This is a genomic window from Rhizobium sp. 2MFCol3.1 (assembly GCF_000377565.1).
Classification (GTDB): Bacteria; Pseudomonadota; Alphaproteobacteria; order Rhizobiales; family Rhizobiaceae; genus Rhizobium.
This window is the reverse complement of record NZ_KB898354.1, coordinates 384,701-402,669: the sequence shown is the minus strand read 5'-3', so window position 1 is coordinate 402,669 and position 17,969 is coordinate 384,701. Positions and strand designations below refer to the sequence as shown.

The 17,969-nt window shown below is 61.5% G+C and carries 18 protein-coding genes; 10 read left to right on the top strand and 8 right to left on the bottom strand.

Annotated features, from left to right (window positions below; translation table 11 throughout):
- Positions 1 to 29: 29 nt before the first annotated feature.
- Together D460_RS0104870 and D460_RS0104865 are read right to left on the bottom strand one after the other, a co-directional pair.
- Positions 30 to 1,481 carry a hypothetical protein gene (locus tag D460_RS0104870; protein WP_018897390.1) on the bottom strand — a complete coding sequence of 484 codons (1,452 nt, stop codon included), beginning with the start codon at positions 1,479 to 1,481 and terminating at the stop codon, positions 30 to 32.
- 82 nt (positions 1,482 to 1,563) lie between these two features.
- Positions 1,564 to 4,344, bottom strand: coding sequence for an EAL domain-containing protein (locus tag D460_RS0104865; protein ID WP_018897389.1), 2,781 nt, complete (start codon positions 4,342 to 4,344; stop codon positions 1,564 to 1,566).
- Between the two features lie 392 nt (positions 4,345 to 4,736).
- On the opposite strand from D460_RS0104865, the gene D460_RS0104860 reads away from it, so the two are divergent.
- The 5 genes from D460_RS0104860 to D460_RS0104840 all read left to right on the top strand — a co-directional run bounded on the left by D460_RS0104860 (position 4,737) and on the right by D460_RS0104840 (position 9,962).
- Positions 4,737 to 5,345 (top strand): 50S ribosomal protein L25/general stress protein Ctc, encoded by a 609-nt coding sequence (locus D460_RS0104860; protein ID WP_018897388.1) that lies wholly within the window; start codon positions 4,737 to 4,739, stop codon positions 5,343 to 5,345.
- A gap of 187 nt (positions 5,346 to 5,532) precedes the next feature.
- Entirely contained in the window at positions 5,533 to 7,890 is a 2,358-nt protein-coding gene (locus tag D460_RS0104855) for an EAL domain-containing protein (protein ID WP_026282793.1), read from the top strand.
- Between the two features lie 23 nt (positions 7,891 to 7,913).
- Positions 7,914 to 8,633 (top strand): transporter substrate-binding domain-containing protein, encoded by a 720-nt coding sequence (locus D460_RS0104850; RefSeq protein ID WP_026282792.1) that lies wholly within the window; start codon positions 7,914 to 7,916, stop codon positions 8,631 to 8,633.
- Between the two features lie 124 nt (positions 8,634 to 8,757).
- Positions 8,758 to 9,504, top strand: a complete 747-nt coding sequence (gene pth, locus D460_RS0104845; protein WP_018897385.1) for an aminoacyl-tRNA hydrolase — start codon at positions 8,758 to 8,760, stop codon at positions 9,502 to 9,504.
- Positions 9,505 to 9,506: 2 nt separating this feature from the next.
- Positions 9,507 to 9,962: a GNAT family N-acetyltransferase gene (locus tag D460_RS0104840; RefSeq protein WP_018897384.1), complete on the top strand. Its 456-nt coding sequence runs from the start codon at positions 9,507 to 9,509 to the stop codon at positions 9,960 to 9,962.
- A 2-nt stretch (positions 9,963 to 9,964) separates the two neighbouring features.
- Here D460_RS0104840 and clpS read toward each other — a convergent pair whose 3' ends face one another.
- Positions 9,965 to 10,276, bottom strand: a complete 312-nt coding sequence (clpS, locus tag D460_RS0104835; RefSeq protein WP_018897383.1) for an ATP-dependent Clp protease adapter ClpS — start codon at positions 10,274 to 10,276, stop codon at positions 9,965 to 9,967.
- Positions 10,277 to 10,468: 192 nt separating this feature from the next.
- Between clpS and ychF the strand changes: the two genes are divergently transcribed.
- On the top strand, positions 10,469 to 11,572 hold the full coding sequence (ychF, locus tag D460_RS0104830; protein WP_018897382.1) for a redox-regulated ATPase YchF: 1,104 nt from the start codon (positions 10,469 to 10,471) through the stop codon (positions 11,570 to 11,572).
- Positions 11,573 to 11,594: 22 nt separating this feature from the next.
- Here ychF and D460_RS0104825 read toward each other — a convergent pair whose 3' ends face one another.
- Positions 11,595 to 12,686: a hypothetical protein gene (locus D460_RS0104825; RefSeq protein WP_018897381.1), complete on the bottom strand. Its 1,092-nt coding sequence runs from the start codon at positions 12,684 to 12,686 to the stop codon at positions 11,595 to 11,597.
- Positions 12,687 to 12,766: 80 nt separating this feature from the next.
- On the opposite strand from D460_RS0104825, the gene D460_RS0104820 reads away from it, so the two are divergent.
- Complete coding sequence (locus D460_RS0104820; RefSeq protein ID WP_018897380.1) at positions 12,767 to 13,249, top strand: MaoC family dehydratase; 483 nt, start codon at positions 12,767 to 12,769, stop codon at positions 13,247 to 13,249.
- Positions 13,246 to 13,710 carry a MaoC/PaaZ C-terminal domain-containing protein gene (locus D460_RS0104815; protein ID WP_018897379.1) on the top strand — a complete coding sequence of 155 codons (465 nt, stop codon included), beginning with the start codon at positions 13,246 to 13,248 and terminating at the stop codon, positions 13,708 to 13,710. The genes D460_RS0104820 and D460_RS0104815 overlap by 4 nt, the downstream gene beginning before the upstream one ends.
- Before the next feature lie 9 nt (positions 13,711 to 13,719).
- On the opposite strand, the gene D460_RS0104810 is transcribed toward D460_RS0104815, so the two are convergent.
- Positions 13,720 to 14,265, bottom strand: coding sequence for an adenine phosphoribosyltransferase (locus D460_RS0104810; protein ID WP_018897378.1), 546 nt, complete (start codon positions 14,263 to 14,265; stop codon positions 13,720 to 13,722).
- 180 nt (positions 14,266 to 14,445) lie between these two features.
- Between D460_RS0104810 and D460_RS0104805 the strand changes: the two genes are divergently transcribed.
- Positions 14,446 to 14,799: a hypothetical protein gene (locus D460_RS0104805; protein WP_018897377.1), complete on the top strand. Its 354-nt coding sequence runs from the start codon at positions 14,446 to 14,448 to the stop codon at positions 14,797 to 14,799.
- Positions 14,789 to 15,121, top strand: a complete 333-nt coding sequence (locus D460_RS0104800) for a type II toxin-antitoxin system PemK/MazF family toxin (RefSeq protein WP_018897376.1) — start codon at positions 14,789 to 14,791, stop codon at positions 15,119 to 15,121. The genes D460_RS0104805 and D460_RS0104800 overlap by 11 nt, the downstream gene beginning before the upstream one ends.
- A gap of 57 nt (positions 15,122 to 15,178) precedes the next feature.
- Here D460_RS0104800 and D460_RS0104795 read toward each other — a convergent pair whose 3' ends face one another.
- The 3 genes from D460_RS0104795 to petA are packed head-to-tail and all read right to left on the bottom strand — an operon-like array spanning position 15,179 to position 17,941.
- The gene (locus tag D460_RS0104795; RefSeq protein WP_018897375.1) at positions 15,179 to 16,045 is read right to left on the bottom strand and encodes a cytochrome c1; all 867 of its coding nucleotides are present in this window, start codon (positions 16,043 to 16,045) and stop codon (positions 15,179 to 15,181) included.
- Between the two features lie 26 nt (positions 16,046 to 16,071).
- Positions 16,072 to 17,349, bottom strand: coding sequence for a cytochrome b N-terminal domain-containing protein (locus D460_RS0104790; RefSeq protein ID WP_018897374.1), 1,278 nt, complete (start codon positions 17,347 to 17,349; stop codon positions 16,072 to 16,074).
- Positions 17,350 to 17,362: 13 nt separating this feature from the next.
- Entirely contained in the window at positions 17,363 to 17,941 is a 579-nt protein-coding gene (petA, locus tag D460_RS0104785; protein WP_026282791.1) for a ubiquinol-cytochrome c reductase iron-sulfur subunit, read from the bottom strand.
- Between the last annotated feature and the right edge of the window lie 28 nt (positions 17,942 to 17,969).

Below are 17,969 nucleotides of genomic sequence, written 5' to 3'. Positions count from 1 at the left end.
CACGAATGCGGCCGGAAACGCTATCAATATCAGTTCGCGCCCTTGATGACCTGGCCGTTGACCGTGATCGAACCATCGCGTGCGACGTTGACGTCCCAGCGCTGACGACCATCCGGATCGGTCTTGCCAAAGCCCTTGACCATCATCAGGCCGAACGAAACCTGGTTGAGGTCGGGGTTGCTCTTGGCCAGTTCCTGGATGGCGGCAATCGTCTTGTCGAAGTCGCGCGCAACGATCGATGCATTCAACGAATAGGCCGTGGTGGACTCCGGAATGCCGCGAACCTCACCCGAGATCTCGGCGTCATAGACGCTGGAGCGCGCCGAAATCTTCGGGAAAGCAACGACGAACTCGCCATTGGTCAGGAGCTTCTCGAAAGCCTTGTCGCTCTCCGCCTTGCTCTTCTTGTCGTCTGTAAAATCGACCTTCATCAGCTCGTCGCCGACAGCCGCGATGTTGAGTTCCGGAAAGGCGAACTGCATGTCCACTTCTTCGGGAACGAAGGGCGCGTACATCTCGGGAAGCAATGCGCTGTTGAAGCTGATCTGCTTGGCAGCCATGCCGACATCGAACCGCATTGCATCGCTCGGACCGCTCATGCCGATCGTGTAATCGACGCTGTCGGCGCCACCGCTGCCGGCCACGCTCGACACGTTGACCTTGTTAAGGGTCACCGTCTCGTTGAGGCTCGACATCAACGGGAACGACTTGCGCAGCAGCTCCTTGAGCTTTTCGCTCTCGGCGCGCTTGAGCTTCTTCTCATCGGCGTGTTCGAGGACGAAGGCGAGAATCTCGCGGAAATCGTTGACGGAAACGCCGTTCACGGCAGCTGCGAAATCCACCGTGTCGGCGCGGATTTCGACCGGTGGCACGTCCTTGCCGCTGATCTTCTCGACAAAGCCGTTCATCGTGCCGCTACCGGCGAAATTGGTGCGGCCCTGCATCTCGCCGTCCGACGAGGTCATCTTATAGGTCGACGATCCGGTCTCGACGCTCACCTCTTCCTTCTCTGTCTTCGACGAGAAGCGGAGCGCCTTGCTGGAGAAGTCGCCCGACTTCAGATAGCTGATCGCCGGGTCGAAGACGCCGTTCGAAATCAGGGAATCGATGACATAGGTGAATTCGGTGTTCGGCTGGCCGGGCGCCTTGAACGAGCCGGTGACGTCGAGCGAATTGTTGCCCTCGATCGTCCACAGGCCGCTCTCTTCGGGCGTTGCGAAGATCGACCACGGGTTCAGGCCCTTGACGGAGAAATTCTTCGGGTCGGCCTTCTTCAGCAGCGCCGCGAAGTCATAAATGATCTCGTAGCGTGTGCCGGCCGGGTTGACGGTCACGAAGCCCTTGGCTGCATCCTTCGGCAGGAGCTTCGACAGGTTCGCCTCGATTTCCTTGGCGCCCTTCTGGTTGATTTCGACCGCCTGAGACGTCGAAACCAAACCGAGAAGAACGACAGCGGTCGCCGTTAGGGTCTTGAGTTGCATGCTGAATTTCTCCCGTACCATTTGAGGTCGCATGTGAAGGCTAGGCCCCCACCCTGTCAACCCGGCAGTTGCAAACGGGACGTCATGCCGCCATCTTGCGCGGACGCATCGGCATCGGCCGGCCGAGCAGATAGCCCTGCGCCTCGTCGCAGCCTTCGTCGAGCAGAATGCCGAGCTGCACATCCGTCTCGACGCCTTCCGCGAGCACCGGAATATTGAGGCTTTGCCCAAGCGCCAGGATCGCGCGGATGATCGCCTTCGCCTGCTCGCTGGTCTCCACCTCGTTCATGAAGCTGCGGTCGAGCTTGATCTTGTCGAACGGGAAGGAGCGCAGCGTTTCCAGGGAAGAATAGCCGGTGCCGAAATCGTCGATGGCGATGGAGACGCCGAGATTCTTGACCTGACGCAGCGTCAGCAGCGCCCGGTCCTTGTCGACGATGATCGACGACTCGGTGATCTCGAGCTCCAGGCGCCATGGCTCGAGCCCGGTCTCGAACAGGACCGAATGCACGAGATGGGCGATATCCTGGTGGCCGATCTGGACGGGCGACAGGTTGACAGCGATCTTGTGCTTGTTCGCCCAGCCGGCGGCCTCCTTGCAGGCCTCGCGCAGCACCCACTCCCCGATCGGCACGATCGCGCCGCATTCCTCGGCAACCGAGATGAACTCGCCGGGCGGCACGTTCCCGCGCGTCGGATGATCCCAGCGCAGCAGCACCTCGTAGCCGGTGATGTCGCCGGTCGAAACCGATTTCTGCACCTGATAATGCAGGTGCAGCTCGTTCTTTTCGATCGCAGACCAGAGATCGCTTGCCATCTTGCGGCGGTCGCGGGCGGCCTCGTCCATCGCCACTTCATAGAAGCAGATGCGCTCGGAAAGCGTAGCCTTTGCACGGTACATGGCAAGATCGGCGTTGGCCAACAGCACCTCGCCCGTCGATCCGTCCTGCGGATAGATGGCAACGCCGATGCTGGCATCGGGGTTGATTTCGAAGCCGTCGATCTTGAAGTCGTCCGTCAGGCTCGCCTCCAGCCGGGCCACGAAATCATGCAGGTCGGCGATGTCGGAAAACTGCTTGATCGCCGCGAACTCATCGCCACCGAACCGGGCGACGAATTCGTCTTCGCCGAGCAACTGGCTCATGCGCTCCGACAGCGTCACCAGCACTTGGTCACCGGCGCTGTGGCCGCGCTGATCGTTGATCTCCTTGAACTTGTCGAGATCGATGCCGATCACGGCAACCTTGGTGCCGGCCCGCTTGGCGAAGGCCAGGTCTTGCGACAAACGCTCGGAAAACTCGGAGCGGTTGGGCAATCCCGTCAACGCGTCGTGGCGCGCCATGAAGGCGATCTTTTCTTCCGAAATCAGCCGTTCCGTGATGTCTTCGTAGGTCGCGACCCAACCGCCATCGGGAAGCATGTTGAGGTTCAGCTGGATCGATCGGCCATGCGCGCCCTTGTGGACGATCGACCGTTCGCCGGATCTGAGCGCACGCATCAGCTTGTCGTAGTGCTCGGAGGAGCGCTTGGCCACGACCTCGGGATCCGAGAAATGGATCTCGTACCCGATCGTGATGATCTCCTTGTAGGTCATGCCAGGGCGGATCGTTCCCTGCGCGAATTCGAACATGTCGCTGTATCGGCAGTTTGCCAGCACGAGGCGTTCCTCTGCATCGAACAGGCAGATGCCCTGCGAGACGTTCTCGAGCGCGAGATCGAGATTGCGCGAGACTTCCTTGATGCGATCGCGGTCGGCCTTCTGCTCGGTCACATCCTTGGTGATCTTCGCATAGCCGGCGATCTCGCCGTCGGCGCCCCAGATAGGGTCGATCACGACATGCGCCCAGAAGAAGCTGCCATCCTTGCGGAAGCGCCAGCCCTCGGACTCGAATTTGCCCTCGGTGCGCGCCTTCAAAAGCGCACGCTGCGGCAGGCCAGCCGCGCGCTCCTCCTCGGAATAGAAGCGGCCGAAGTCCTCGCCGATGATTTCGTCGGCGGTATAGCCCTTGGCGCGCTCGGCGCCCGCGTTCCAGTTGGCGACCCGGCCATCCTTGTCGAGCATATAGATCGCGTAGTCGGTGACGCCCTGCACGAGCATCTCGAAACGAGCCTCGCTTTCCTTGGTCGAGCTTTCCGCCCGCATCGCAAACAGCGCCGCGGCAAAGCCGGAAGTGATCATCGACAGCGAGACCGACAGAAGCGTGACGACCATGAAGCCGGTGGACATCATCTCGCTCGGATCGATCGCCGGCCCCGGACCGGGCACGATCGTCAGTGCGCCCATGGCGGTGAAGTGCATGGCGACGATCGCGATGCAGACGGTCGCAGCAGACACAAGCAGCTTGCGTGCATCCGCCTTGATATCGGGAAGCAGAGCAAAGCCGACGGCCGAGATGACCACCGCGCAAGCCATGGAACCAAGCACGAGCGACTGGTCCCAATTCATGCTGCCGGGAAACTGAACGGCCATCATGCCGAGGAAATGCATCGACGTGACGCCGACGCCGAACAGCATGCCCGCGAACGCCCGCCGCACCCTGCTCTCGGCACCTGCCGCGAACGCCACGGCCGCAAGCGTCGCGACGACGACAAGCGCAAGCGACGTCAATGTCTCCGACGTGTCATAGCCGACGACCACGCCGCCGTCATAAGCGAGCATCGCCACGAAATGCGTTGCCCAGATGCCGAAACCACCGGCGGCACCGCCCATCAGAAGCCAGATCAGGCGCGCGACCTTGACGGTGCTGCGCGCCCGCTGCAGCAGCGTCAGCGCGGCAAGGCTCGACAGGAAGCACAGGCATCCGGCCAAAACGACCAGCCTGAGATCGTGCATGTAGGCAATGCAGGTAAAAACGGTAAACATGAGATATCCGGACCAATTTGCACTTTCGCTTTCATATGCGGCAACTTAAGAAAGCTGTAATTTCCAGAGGCCCACGGATTCTTGACGATTGCTAATCGCAACTGTCATTAATGCTCCGTCAACGGCGGTTGATCTTGGGTTTTGATTGGCTTTGGTCGTGGCTGCCTAAGTTGCATCAGCGCCTACTAAAGGACCGATGCGCGGCCTCATCCGGATGAGCGTTCCTGTATCGCGCCGCAACTCTTGCCATTCCGCCGCAACTAGACTATAGCGCACGCGTCCGCACAGACACCCTTGGAGGCAATGCGGATGAGGATGGGGAAACCCGCCTCCAGTTCAGCGACAGGCGATGCCTGCGCCGAGCTCTCCAAATAACCTCGGAAGGAAAAGTCATGAGCCACGAAAGCTACGAGCTCAAGGCCGAGGCGCGCGAACGGGTTGGTAAGGGGTCCGCCCGTGAACTTCGCCGCAATGGTCTCATCCCGGCTGTCATCTATGGTGACAAGCAGGCCCCAATTTCGATCTCCCTCAGCACCAATGAGGTAACGAAGCGCATCCACGCTGGCGGTTTCATGACCACCATCGCTACGATCGACGTCGACGGCAAGAAGTACAAGGTTCTGCCGAAGGACTATCAGCTCGATCCGGTCCGCGACTTCACCATGCACGTGGACTTCCTGCGCGTATCCGGCAACACCGCCGTTACCGTTGCGATCCCGGTTCACTTCATCAACGAAGAAAAGTCCCAGGGCCTCAAGGTTGGCGGCGTTCTGAACATCGTTCGTCACGACGTCGAAGTTCATTGCCCGGCTGATGCGATCCCGGAATTCTTCAACGTTGACCTCAGCGGCAAGAAGATCGGCGACAGCATCCACATCTCCGAAGTCACCCTGCCGAAGGGCGTGACCACGGTTATCGACCGCGACTTCACCATCGCTACGATCGTTGCTCCGGCAGCTGGCGTATCGGAAGAAGAAGAAGCTGGCGAAGCTGAAGCTTGATCCTTTGATCGCTTGAACGCTTTGTAAAGTATAAGACCCGCTTTCTCCGGAAAGCGGGTCTTTTCATTTCCGCGAAGATCAGCACTTCAACTTCGATTAAGACATTTAGTGGAAGCATGCCCCATCGTTTCAGAGCTAGTTTTATTCTGGACGACGAAATTTTGCGGCAAGGGGCAGACGCAGGAAAATGCATAATTCCGTTCAGAACAGATTTCTAGGAATTGTGTTCGCCGCGTTGGTTCTGCTCGTAGCCCCGCTTTTTGTTCTGTTCCTTTTCCTGTCCTCCGGACGCGCCGAAAAGGAAATCCGCGACCATATCTCCGTTCTTCTCGTCGCCAACTCGCAGGCGCTGGCAAAGCCGCTCTGGGATCTGGATGAGGACAGCGTTGCGCAGATCAGCGCCGCCGTCGTCTCGCAGGGCAACATCGTCAAGGTTCAGGTCCGCGACGAATCCGGCCAGCTTGACGTCACCCAGTCGACCATCCCCGCCTCCTATGACGGCAAGCTGATCGAAGTCTCGCACGCCATCACCTACACCACGCTCGATGGCCCGAAGAAGCTGGGCACGATCTCGGTCTTCTATCCCGCGCCGGACCTGTTCTCAGGCCTGAAGAATGAAGAGATCATCTTCCTGTCGATCTTCGTCTTCGCCGTGTTGATCGTCTTCTGCGCCGCCCTGATCGGCAACCGCATCGTCCTCGTCCGCCCGCTGATGCGCCTGATCGCGGCGATCGAAGCCACCGGCCAGCTCGGCTCGCGCCACCATGTCGATTGGCGCTCCAACGACGAGATGGGCCGCCTTGCCAAGAGCTTCAACACCATGCAATCCAAGCTCGAGAGCGAGGAACAGGAGCTGAAGCTCGCGCATCGCCGCGCCATCGACATCTACAACCTGACGCCCGCCATGCTGTTCTCGCTCGACGAGAACGACCATATCACCGCCGTCAGCGACTACTGGCTCGCCGCCACCGGCTACGAGCGCGATGATATCATTGGCAACCGTTTCACCGATCTCGTCACCCCGGACGCCCGCAGCGCCTTCCTCGGCCGCAAGGGTGAGCTCAATGGCGGCGCGACTGTCGATGTCACCGTCAAGTTCCTCTGCGCCGACGGCCGCGTCATGGACGTGCTGATCCTGGAGTCGAAGACTGCCACCGGCGGCCAGGGCGGCCTGTCGCTGTCCGTCATGACCGACGTCACGGCGCTGAAGGCCTCGGAAGCCCGCAACCACAAGCAGGCGATCACCGACCATCTCACCGGCCTTCTCAATCGCCAGGGCTTCGAGACCGTGCTCGACGGCAAGATCCGCGAGGCGGACGCCGCAAACCAAGAGCTCGCCTGCCTCTTCGTCGATCTCGACCGCTTCAAGTGGATCAACGACAACCTCGGCCACGCCGAGGGCGACAAGGCGCTGCGCGAGTTCGTCGGCCGCCTGAAGAGCAAGCTGGCACCGACGGATGTGGCCGCCCGCCTCGGCGGTGACGAGTTCGCGATCCTGCTGCCGGCGGGAGACGCCGCCGAGCGCGCCGACCTGATGGCCGAGATGCTCGCCTCTATCTTCAACGAGCCCTTCGGCACCGACATGCATCTGAGTGCCAGCGTCGGCATCGCCATCTATCCGCGCCACGCCGACAATGCCGCCGAACTGCTGCAGAAATCCGACATGGCGATGTATGCCAAGAAGCGCGACGGCAAGAACGGCGCCCAGCACTTCGACAACGGCATGGTCGATCACGCCCGCGCCCGCGCCGAGATCGAAAGCTGCATCGAGATCGGCCTGATCGAGGATTGGTTCGCGGCCTATCTCCAGCCGATCGTCAATCTCAACGGTCGCGGCGTCGCCGGCTTCGAAGCGCTGATGCGCCTCAATCACCCCGTGAAGGGCCTGATGGCGCCTGCCGAAGTGATCAACGTCGCTGAGGAGACCGGCAAGATCATCCGCGTCGGCAACGTCATCATGGACAAGGCGATCGAGCATCTGGCAGTGCTCTCCGCGCTCCCGGGCCTTGAGAACAGCTACCTCGCCATCAACTTCTCGCCGCTGCAGTTCGAACCGTCGCTACCGGCACGGCTGGCCTCGCTGCTGATGCGCCACAACATTCGCCCCGAGCGGATCGTCGTCGAGATCACCGAAGCAGTGCTGATGCACAACAACCCCGAAATCCGCAAGATCGTCAGCGATATCCGCCAGTTCGGCTGCCGCATCGCGCTCGATGACTTCGGCACCGGCTACTCCTCGCTCAGCTATCTCAACCGCTTCCCCGTCGACATCATCAAGATCGACCAGTCGTTTACCCGCTCGATCAACGATGCCAATGAGGATATCCGCCAGAAGAGCCGCACGCTCGTCGAAAGCATCACCACGCTCTCGCACAAGATGGGCTGCACCGTGATCGCCGAGGGCATCGAGACCGAGCAGGAATGCCATACGCTGTGCGAGATGGGTCTCGACTACGGCCAGGGCTATCTCTTCCACCGTCCGCAGACCATCGACCAGCTGATGGTCCGGTTGGCTGACGCCCACACGCTCGCCCGCGCCTCATAATCGCAAAAAGAGAAGCCGAGATGATCAAACCACTGCTGCTTCTCGCTCTCCTGAGCCTGTCCTTCGTCGGCCCGGCACGCGCCGCCACCGTCAATTTCGTCACCGAGGAATACCCGCCCTTCAGCTACCACGAAGGCGACACGCTCAAAGGCGCATCGGTCGAGCAGGTGCAGCTGCTGATGCAGAAAGCCGGCATCGACATGCATATCGAACTCATGCCCTGGACCCGCGCCTATGCGGCGACGCAGGCGACCCCGATGACCTGCCTTTTCACCACGGCCCACAGCCCCGAGCGTGACAAGCTGTTCAAATGGGTCGAGCCGCTGCTGGTGGACGCCAACATTCTCGTGGCCACCGCCTCCTCAGGCATTCGCGAAACCGATCTGGACGAAACCCGCCGTTATGTCATCGGCACACATCGCGGCGACTACACCGAGAAACTGTTGAGGGAAAAGGGTTACGCCAAGGTCGACATCGCCAGCGACTTCCCCTCGACGCTGCGCAAGCTCATGAACGGCCGCATCGACCTCATGCCCATATCGGAGATCTACTTCGAAAAGCTCAAGGTCGATCAACCCCTCGTCCGCGTCGCCACGCTCTCCTCCCAATCGCTGGGCATCGCCTGCGAAAAGAGCTTCCCCGAGGATCTCAGGGCCAAGATGCAGCAGGCGCTCGACGCATTGATCGCCGATGGCACACAGCGCACGATCTTCAACAAATACGGCCTGCACCCGCGTCAATGATCCGGCTTCCCGGGGTCTCGCTTCATCGATTCTGGCCGCCATCGACACGCTTGCGCTTGACTTCGGCGCCGTTTCGCGGTGGTGAACGTGCTTGGAATGTGAAACGCCCAGGAATGAACGCGCCATGCTTGTTATCGCCGGCCTCGGCAATCCCGGCAGACAATATGCCGGCAACCGCCACAATATCGGCTTCATGGCCGTGGACGCCATCCACCGCCGCCACTCGTTTTCGCCCTGGTCGAAGAAGTTCAAGGCCGAGATATCCGAAGGCGAGATCGCGGGCGAGAAGGTGCTGCTGATCAAGCCGCAGACCTACATGAACCTGTCCGGCGAATCCGTCGGCGAGGCTATGCGCTTCTACAAGCTGCAGCCATCCGACATCGTCGCCATCTACGACGAACTCGACCTCGCGCCCGCCAAGGCCCGCATCAAGGTCGGCGGCGGCCATGGCGGCCATAACGGTGTAAAGTCGCTCGATGCGCATTGCGGCAGGGATTACCGGCGCCTGCGCCTCGGCATAGGCCATCCCGGCAACAAGGATCTGGTGCACAACTACGTGCTCGGTGATTTCGCCAAGGTCGACCAGCAGTGGCTGGAACCGATGCTCGACGCGCTCGCCGACAATCTTGAGATGCTGGTCAAGCGCGAGGATTCGCAGCTGATGAACAAGCTGGCGCTCGCCGTCGGCGGCAAGGAAGACGAGGACAAGCCGAAGCCCGCCAAGCCTTCAGGTGCAAACGCAGCTGCTCAGAAGCCTGCCGGCAAATCGCACATTCATCAGGCCCGCAACAACGCCCAGCCGAAGAAGCTGCCGACGACGGGACCGATGGCCGAGATGCTGAAGAAGATGTTCGGCAACAAGGAAGACTGACCATGTCCGCCTCGCCTCTCGCCATCCGCACGGCCGAAGCGGGAGACCTGACAGCGCTTCTCGCGCTCTACAAGGACATGAACCCCAGCGACCCCGCCATCGATCCGGCGGTGGCACGAGAGCGCTTTACGTCCATGTTGGCCTATCCCGGCATGCGGGTCCTGGTGGGCGTGGCCGACAATGCGCTGGCGGCTTCCGTGACGCTGATCATCATGCCCAACCTCACCCGCGGCGGCGCGCCCTATGCGCTGATCGAAAACGTCGCCACATCGACGCCACATCGCCGGCGCGGCTATGCCAGCGCGCTGATCGCTCATGCGATCGAGCTCGCCTGGCAGGCGGGATGCTACAAGGTGATGCTGCTCACCGGCCGCACCGATCCCGGCATCCATCGCTTCTACGAAAGCTGTGGCTTCGTGCAGAACAAGACAGGCTTCCAGATCAGAAGAAGCGTCTGAACCTATTCCTCGGGCTCTGTCGTAAACATCAGCGGAAACCCCGCCTCCTTGCCGAAATCCATGGCCTCCTTGGCCTTTGTCTCGGCGATATCCTTGGCGCAGACGACCACCACGGCGGTGCCGAGTTTGTGCGCGGTCATCATCACCCGGTATCCGGCTTCCTCGCTCATTCTGAAGACGATCTTCAAGACAGCCGTCACGAATTCGCGCGGCGTGAAATCGTCGTTGACGAGGATCACCTTGTAGAGCTTCGGCCGATCGAGCTTCGGCTTCGACTTCACTTTCGGCTTCAGGGCGACATCGTTGTCACTCATCGGGCAGTCCATCCGTTGATGACAGGAAAGAGGGCGAGGCTATGCTCAGCCCACATATTATATTGCACTGCAAGCACCGCTTTCAAGCCAAAGCCGCTTTGATCACGCAAGATGTGCTCGAAAAGCTTGACCCGGAGGCGGCTTTTACCCCATACGCACGGCCAAGGAATTCAAGAACAGCAGGTTTCAGCCATGGGCTTCAAATGCGGTATCGTCGGTCTGCCGAATGTCGGCAAGTCGACCCTCTTCAACGCGCTCACCAAGACGGCGGCGGCGCAGGCGGCGAACTATCCCTTCTGCACGATCGAGCCGAACACCGGCGAAGTCGCCGTTCCCGATCCGCGCATGCAGAAGCTGGCGGGTATCGCCGGCTCCAAGGAAATTATCCCGACGCGCATCTCCTTCGTCGACATCGCCGGCCTCGTGCGCGGCGCGTCCAAGGGTGAAGGCCTCGGCAACAAGTTCCTCGCCAACATCCGCGAAGTCGATGCCGTGGTCCATGTGCTGCGCTGCTTCGAGGATGACGACATCACCCACGTCGAGGGTCGCATCAACCCTGTCGGCGACGCCGACACGATCGAGACCGAGCTGATGCTCGCCGACCTCGAAAGCCTGGAGCGCCGCGTCGAGCAGACCCGCAAGCGCGCCGCATCCAAGGACAAGGAGTCGCTGGCCCAGCTCCCCGTCATGGAAGCGGTCATCAAGCTCCTCAACGAAGGCAAGCCCGCCCGTCTTCTCCTGAAGACGCTGGCACCGGAAGAGATCGAGATCCTGAAGGGCCTCAACCTCCTCACCTCGCATCCGGTTCTCTACGTCTGCAACGTCGCCGAAGGCGATGCCGTGGATGGCAACGAGCACACCAAGGCGGTTGCCGAAATGGCCGAGAAGCAGGGCGCGGAATGCGTTATCATCTCGGCTGCGATCGAAGCCGAAGTGGCGCAGCTGCCGGAAGAAGAAGCCACCGAGTTCCTCTCGGCGCTCGGCCTGACGGAAGCCGGTCTCGACCGCCTGATCCGCGCCGGCTACCACCTGCTCGACCTGATCACCTATTTCACCGTCGGCCCCAAGGAAACCCGCGCCTGGACCATCCGCCGCGGCACCAAGGCCCCGGCAGCAGCTGGCGTCATCCACACCGATTTCGAACGCGGCTTCATCCGCGCCTTCACCATCGGCTACGACGACTACATCAACTTCAAGGGTGAAGTCGGTGCCAAGGAAGCCGGCAAGGGCCGCGACGAAGGCAAGGAATACGTCGTCCAGGACGGCGACGTCATCCACTTCCGTTTCAACACCTGATTTCGAACATTAGGACTGCCGCCTAAGCTGGCGGCAGTCTTTTCTGCAGACCGGGCGACAGCCTGCGCACGACGGCGCGCCGTAGCGGCATCCAGCCGGTGCCGATGACAAGAACAATCACGCCCACCGCCAGCAGCGTGACGAAGATGTAGGTATCCACCTGCGCGTTGCCCTGGCGGAAGATCCCGTAGAGCGCGGCCCCCAACGATACCAGTCCCGACGTCACGAAAGCGCGTCGGTCGATGATCAGCCCCACCAGCATCAGCGCCATGACAGTAATCACCACGACAGGCGTGCGCATCGACACCGTGTCGAGCCCGCTGAGCGCCCCCGGCCCGCCGCCGGAGAGCCACAGGATGCTGTAAAGCAGCGCCGGCGCGGCGCCGAGATGCAGCCAGAAGGCAATGTCGGAATTGACGGTCCGGCGCAGCGGATCCTTGAGATCGAAGCGCATGGCGAGCGTAAACAGCCCAACCGCGCAGGCCACCGCCAGCATCGACAGCACACCGCCATGGGTGACCGCATAGAGCGGATCGCCACTCAGCCAGCCAAGCAGACGCAGCACGAGCTGCAGCGCCACGACCACCGCCCCCATGATCGCCAGCGCGAAGGCGAGCGGTATTCGGTAGAGCAGATAGAAGAGGCCGAGCACGACGGGAAATGCCAGCGTGTATTGCAGCCCTTCGTTATTGTCGCCGATCCCGATGATCTGAGGCGAGCCCTGCAGCAGCATCGCCGACACCGCCCCCGTCCAGAGCGCCAGAGCAATCGTCAGCGCCACTGCCGGGAGCGCCAGCCGCTGGCGGCGCACCAGGATCTCGGCAAGGACGATGATGGCGGGAAACACCGCATAGATGGAGCCGATGCCCCAGAGGCCGGCAAGCGCGACCACGATACCGATGGTGATCAACACATCGTGGAACCCGCGCACGAAGCTCGGCGTCTCCGTATCCGAAAAAGCGGCACCACTCGTTGCCTCGTCCCGCGCGGCCGATACGGCGGCATCCGCTCTGACACCGCGCGCCACGAGAAACGACAACAGCCGCTCGGAAGCCTGCGATGGAATGATCCCCTCTCGCTCGGCTTCGTCAAGGATCGACTTCAGTTCGGACATGCGGAATTCTCGCTGGAATCGTTGAGTGACGCCGCATGCTATTGTAATCGTGTTGAAACGCCTATGACGTGGAGACGAATTTGTCCGATCAGACACTCGCCTACGAGGACTTTCATCCCGGCCGCCGCTTCGCGCTCGGACCTGTTACGGTCTCGGCGGAGGAAATCATCGAATTCGCCAGCGAGTTCGACCCGCAGCCAATGCACACCGACGAAGCGGCCGGACGCGCGAGCATTCTCGGCGGGCTCGCCGCATCGGGCTGGCACACGTCGGCGATGCTGATGCGGATGATGATCGACAGCTATTTGCTGAACTCGCTCTCCGAGGGCGCGCCAGGCATCGACATAATGGAATGGCGCCGGCCTGTGATCGCTGGCGACACGCTCTCCGGCCACTCGACCGTGCTCGAGGCGCGCGCCCTGCGCTCCCGCCCGGGCATCGGCATCGTCAAGTTCCGCCACGAACTTGAAAACCAGCGCGGTGAAACGGTCTGTGTGTCGGAAAACCCGATCATGTTCCGCATGGCCACCGCGACCGAAGCGCAAACGGGAGCAAGCGCATGAGGATGCTCGATCGCTATACGCTCGGCGAAAAGACCGAGACGGGAAGCTACGACTTCACCGAGGAGAACATCATCCGCTTCGCCACGCGCTACGATCCGCAGCGCTTCCATGTCGACAGGCAAGCCGCGCGCGAAAGCCTGTTCGGCGACCTCTGCGCCTCCGGCTGGCACACATGCGCGGGCTGGATGACGACATTCGTCGCCTACTGGATCGCCGAGAGCAAGAAAATCGCCCGTGAGGGCCATACACCGCCCAAACTCGGCCCGGCCGCCGGCTTCAAGGATCTGCAGTGGATCCGCCCGGTTTTCGCGGGCGAAACGGTCGATTACGCCGTCACCCTGCTGTCGAGCCGCCCGATGGCCTCACGCCCGGGCCGCATCCTCAACACCATCCTCTGCGAAGGCTATGTCGCGGGCGACCCGGTTGTCAGGTTCGAAAGCAGCGTGCTCGAATTCGAGTAGCAACCGGCCTCAGTGGCCCGAAAACTCGACCAGCGTGCGCACGTCGACGCCGAGCGCTTCCAGCTTCGCGCGCCCGCCGAGATCCGGCAGGTCGATGACGAAGCAGGCCGACACGACCTCGGCGCCCATCTGGCGCAGAAGCTGGGTCGCACCGACAGCCGTACCGCCCGTCGCGATCAGATCGTCGACAAGGATCACCTTCTCGCCCGGCTTCACAGCATCGATATGCATCTCCATCTCGTCGACGCCGTATTCCAGGCTGTAGGCGATGCGCACGGTATCATGCGGCAGCTTGCCCTTCTTGCGGATCGGCACGAAGCCGGCCGAAAGCTGATGCGCCACGGCACCCCCAAGAATGAAGCCCCGCGCCTCCATGCCGGCGATCTTGTCGATCTTCATCCCCGCATAAGGCTGCACCAACTCATCCACCGCCCGCCGAAACGCCCGGGCGTCGCCGAGCAGCGTGGTGATGTCGCGGAAGATGATGCCGGGCTTTGGGTAATCCCGGATGGAGCGGATCGCCTTGACGAGTTCGTTGTCTACTGCATGAGCCATGGGCGGATGAATGCCTTATTCCTGGAAGAGTCTGCGCGCAAACTGATCCGCCGAGCGCCGATTGTCCATAGCCGTTTCGCCGCATCCTCGACAAATGCGGGCAGCCGGCAGCCGATTGATTCAATCTCAGGCTGGGCTATCATGCCATATCGACCATACGACAGGCCAAGGGGCGCACCCATGCAGCCACGCGTGAAGATAACCGACGTTACGATCTGGTTTAAGCATATCGAGGGCCCGCGCCTGCGAGACCGGTTGCAGGCGCTGAAGGACGATGAAGAGGTCAGCCTTGAGATCGGCGGCGTTGTCGGCCGGTGGCGGCGCATGAAAACAGGCGTCGACGGGCGCCCTACCGATGGCATTCGCCCGCACGGCAGCATGAAGGACGTCTGGAACGGCTGGTTCAAGGAACGCCGCGGCGACCTCCTGACTGTACGGGAAGTCGTCGTCGCCGACGATTACCTCGCCTCCGCGACCAGCCTTTTTCCGGAGTGGGAGAGCCCGGAAGACGAAGCGGCCTTCCGTGATCTGTGAGCGCTACGACACCGTCGTCGTCCCCTTCCCTTTCGCCGATATTCCGATCCTGAAACGCAGGCCGGTCGTTGTCCTATCGGGTGAACACTTCAACGCCGCCAACAACGCGACCATCGTGGCGATGATTACAACGGCGAAAGCGAGCAGTTGGCCGAGCGACGTGACGCTCGGCGATCTCGAAGCGGCAAACCTGTCCGTTCCCTGCCTTGTCAGATGGCGCCTCACCACCGTGCCGAATGATCTCATCCTGCGCCAGTTGGGTTCACTCGGACCTGCTGACCGCCTCGCCTGCGAACGCGAATTCGCGAACTTGTCGCGGTAAGCGTCCAACAAAAAAGGCGCCCCGAAGAGCGCCTTTCCAATCAAGCCTTTGATAACCTCAGTGGTCCTTGCGGGCGTAGACCGACCGCTTGGTGAGGTAGATCAGCACGGTGAAGATCAAGAGGAAGATCATCACCATGAAGCCGGTGTGCTTGCGCTCGACCAGATGCGGCTCGGCGGCCCACATCAGGAACGAGGCGACGTCCTTGGCATACTGGTCGACCGTACCGGCGGTGCCGTCGTCATAGGTCACCTGGCCATCCGACAGCGGCGGCGGCATGGCGAGGACGGAGGCGGCGTGGAAGTACGGGTTATAGTGCTGGCCCTGCGACACGGTCGTGCCTGCCGGCGGGTTTTCGTAGCCGGTCAACAGCGAGTAGATGTAATCCGGCCCGCCTTCCTGGTACTGCGTAAAGATATCGAAGATGAAGCGCGGGAAGCCGCGCTCGACTTCGCGGGCTTTCGCGATCAGCGAGAAGTCCGGCGGCGCCGCACCGTTGTTGGAGGCAGCCGCCGCTTCGGCGTTGGCAAACGGCGACGGGAAGTAGTCCGACGGCACGGCCTTGCGGCTGTACATGTCGCCGGCGGCGTTCGGGCCGTCCTGCACTTCGTAGTTGGCGGCGAACGCCTTGACCTGCGCTTCCGAGTAGCCGAGATCGCCCAGCATGCGGAACGGCACGAGGTGCATGGAGTGGCAGGCGGCGCAGACTTCGGTGTAGACCTTCAGGCCGCGCTGCAGCTGGCCCTTGTCGTAGTGGCCAAAGGGACCGGCGAAGGTCCAGTCGACCTCCCTTGGCTCCTTCAGCGGATAGTGCGGGGTCGCCGCCTCGTGATGTTCGGCGGGCTTGGCGTCTTCGGCGAATGCCGACGTCCCCAGACAGCCGACGACTGCGAGTGACAGGATGCTTGCAACAAGCTTTTTCATGGTGTGTGTTCCCTCTCGCCGCCCGCTCATGCCTTGGCCGCTTCGGCAGCGACCGACTTGTTGCGCTTCTCCAGCACCGCCTCGGTGATCGAGTTCGGCACCCGGCGCGGCGTCTCGACGAGACCCAGGACCGGCATGACGATCAGGAAGAAAGCGAAGTAGAGCAGCGTGCAAATCTGCGAGATCGTGGTGTAGAGGCCTTCCGCCGGCTGCGAACCGAGCCAGCCGAGGATGATCGCGTTGATCACGAACAGCCAGTAAGCCATCTTGTACCACGGGCGATAGACCGCTGAGCGAACCTTGGACGTGTCGAGCCACGGCAGGAAGAACAGCACGATGATGGCGCCGAACATGACGAGAACGCCAGCCAGCTTGGAATCGATCGGTCCGATGTTGAAGGTGATCGAGCGCAGCATCGCGTAGAACGGCAGGAAGTACCATTCCGGAACGATATGCGCCGGCGTCTTCAACGGGTCGGCCGGAATATAGTTGTCGGCGTGGCCGAGGAAGTTCGGCAGGTAGAAGACGAAGTAGGCGTAAACCAGCAGGAACACCGAAACGCCGAGCGCATCCTTGAGCGTCGCGTAGGGCGTGAACCGCACCGTATCTGTCTTGGTCTTGACCTCGACACCGGTCGGGTTGGTCTGGCCCGTGACGTGCAGCGCCCAGATGTGCAGGACGACGACGCCGGCAATGACGAAGGGCAGCAGGTAGTGCAGCGAGAAGAAGCGGTTCAGCGTCGGATTGTCGACGGCAAAGCCGCCGAGCAGGAACTGCTGCACCCATTCGCCAACCAGCGGGAATGCCGAGAAGAAGCCGGTGATAACCGTGGCGCCCCAGAAGGACATCTGACCCCAGGGCAGAACGTAGCCCATGAAGCCGGTCGCCATCATCAGGAGATAGATGAGAACGCCGAGGATCCAGAGGATTTCGCGCGGCGCCTTGTAGGAGCCGTAATAGAGGCCGCGGGCGATATGCAGATAGACCGCGACGAAGAAGAATGACGCGCCGTTGGCGTGCATGTAGCGCAGCAGCCAACCGTGGTTGACGTCGCGCATGATCTTTTCGACGGAATTGAAGGCAACGGATGTTTCCGCCGCATAGTGCATGGCGAGCACGATACCGGTCAGCATCTGCACGATCAGCATCACCGACAGCATGGCGCCGAAGGTGTAGGCATAGTTCAGGTTACGCGGAACCGGATAGGCGACGAAGCTGTCATAGACGAGACGAGGCAGCGGCAGGCGTGCATCGATCCACTTCTCAAGGCCGGTTGATGGCTCGTAGCTGGAATGGCCACTCATAAATCAGTCCCCCTCAACCGATTTTGATAACTTTGTCGGAAACGAACGAATAGGTCGGAATCGCGAGATTCTGCGGTGCCGGGCCTTTCCGTATGCGGCCGGCCGTATCGTAGACCGAGCCATGACAGGGACAGAACCACCCGTTGTATTCGCCGGCCTGGCCGAGCGGAACGCAGCCAAGATGGGTGCAGGACCCGATCATGACGATCCAGTTTTCCTTGTCCTTGCCGGCCGAACGGTCGACGCCCGTCGCCTGCGCATCGGCGGCGAGGTTGGCGTTGCGCGCGATCGGATCCTTGAGCTCCGCCATGGGAACGTCATCTGCAGCCTTCACTTCCTCAGGTGTACGGTTGCGGATGAAGATCGGCTTGCCGCGCCACTTGGCGGTGAGCGACATGCCGGGCTCGAGGCTCGACACGTCGACTTCGATGGAAGCCAGAGCCAGCGTCGACGCGTCGGGACGCATCTGGTCGATAAACGGCCATGCGACAGAGACGGCGCCGACGGCGCCTGCCATACCCGTGGTTAAATAAAGGAAATCACGGCGTGTGGGCTCGCTAGAGACCCCGCCTGTCGTTTCGTGTTCGCTCACGGCTTAACATCCTCTGCCCAAATTTCAC